Here is a 1,474-nt window from a genome sequence, read left to right as displayed (position 1 = left end):
CATAAAATATATACCTATGAATGGTAACGTAGGATTATCTAAAGCTTATAATAGATTTTTAGATAGTTTTAAAGAAAAAACTGAAAATAAAATTATTATATGGTTAGATGACGATACAGCTATCTCTGAAGAATATTTTTTTGAGTTGAAAGAAATACTGAAGAAGAAAGTCGATATAATGGCACCTATAATATTAGGTCAAGATGGTAGAATATGGTCTCCAAATAGTGATAGATATATTAAGAATAAGCAATTGAGAAATGTCAATGATAAAGTAGATTTAAATAGATTCAATGCGATAAATAGCTGTACTGCAGTAAGATCAACAGTTTACAAAGATTATCGCTACGATGAGAGACTTTTTTTGGACCAGGTAGACCATTTATTTTTTTACGAACAAAGGAAACTCAATAGAAATTTTTTTCAAATGGGAACTATAATAAAGCATAATTTTGCTATGAAAGAAAGAAATCAAAATTTTAATAGCGTAAAAAGAAGATATTCAATAATGATTCCTGATTTTATCATGTATGGAAGAATTAGGAAATACAATCCAATATTAATTTATCTAAAGATATCAGGGTGGGCTGTACGTGAAATGATAAATACTAGAGAATTAAAAACATTTTTTTGGATCCTCAGAAAAGCTGTAAATACAGTCAGTAAGGAAGATTATAGTGCAAAAAAACTTAGTTGAAATTGAAAATGAGAATCAAAAAGTTTTATCAAATACTAGAGGAAGAATCAGTACTGAGAAGAATTCTAAAGATACATTTGAGGGGGTATTAAATTTTATATCAACGTTAATTAAAAGAGTCATAATACGTTTTTATTCTAAAGAACCCTCGGAAAAAAATCTAGACGATAGCGAAAGTTTATTTGACGCAACTCGTGTTGATGAAAGTATTAATATAGCGATTTATACAAGCGTTTTTGGTGGATATGACAATGTACAGGTAGATAATTATAAATCAGAAGGAATTGATTATTTTATTTTTGCTGATAACGATCCTAATTTGAAAAACTGGACTTATATTGAAACTCCGATCCATCTTAAAAATATGGATAATATTAAGTTAAACAGATACTTCAAAATGCATCCTTTCGAATTTTTTTATAATTATGATTACGTACTTTATATTGATGGTAATGTACAAGTAGTTTCAGATCCGAGAGGTTCGATACATCGAATAAACGAGAAATATGGAATTGCTCTACATAAACATGCAAGAAGACGGTGCATATACAATGAGGCTAAAGTTTTACAAATGTATGGCAAGGGAAATCCAAAATATCTTAAAAAACAAATCAAGAAATATAAAGAAAATAATTATCCGAAAAATAAGGGGCTACTTGAAGCGACAATTATATTGTCAAATCCAAAGTGTTCACTATCTAAATTAATATTACAAGAATGGTGGAATGAGTTCATACTTAGTAATAGTAATAGGGATCAGATTTCACTACCATACGT

2 protein-coding genes are annotated in these 1,474 nt (G+C 28.4%); both read left to right on the top strand.

All coding sequences use genetic code 11. The features are described 5' to 3' along the window. The coding region (locus A5883_RS09745) for a glycosyltransferase (RefSeq protein WP_141108414.1) at positions 1 to 697 on the top strand (697 nt) is incomplete at its 5' end. Continuing rightward, on the top strand, positions 678 to 1,474 hold a 797-nt coding region (locus tag A5883_RS09740; protein ID WP_086338443.1), incomplete at its 3' end, for a glycosyltransferase domain-containing protein. The genes A5883_RS09745 and A5883_RS09740, both read left to right, overlap by 20 nt.

This window comes from Enterococcus sp. 5B3_DIV0040, assembly GCF_002140755.1.
Taxonomy (GTDB): Bacteria; Bacillota; Bacilli; order Lactobacillales; family Enterococcaceae; genus Enterococcus_D; species Enterococcus_D casseliflavus.
Note: the sequence above shows the minus strand (reverse complement) of the source record. Positions and strands in the feature narration are given on the sequence as shown.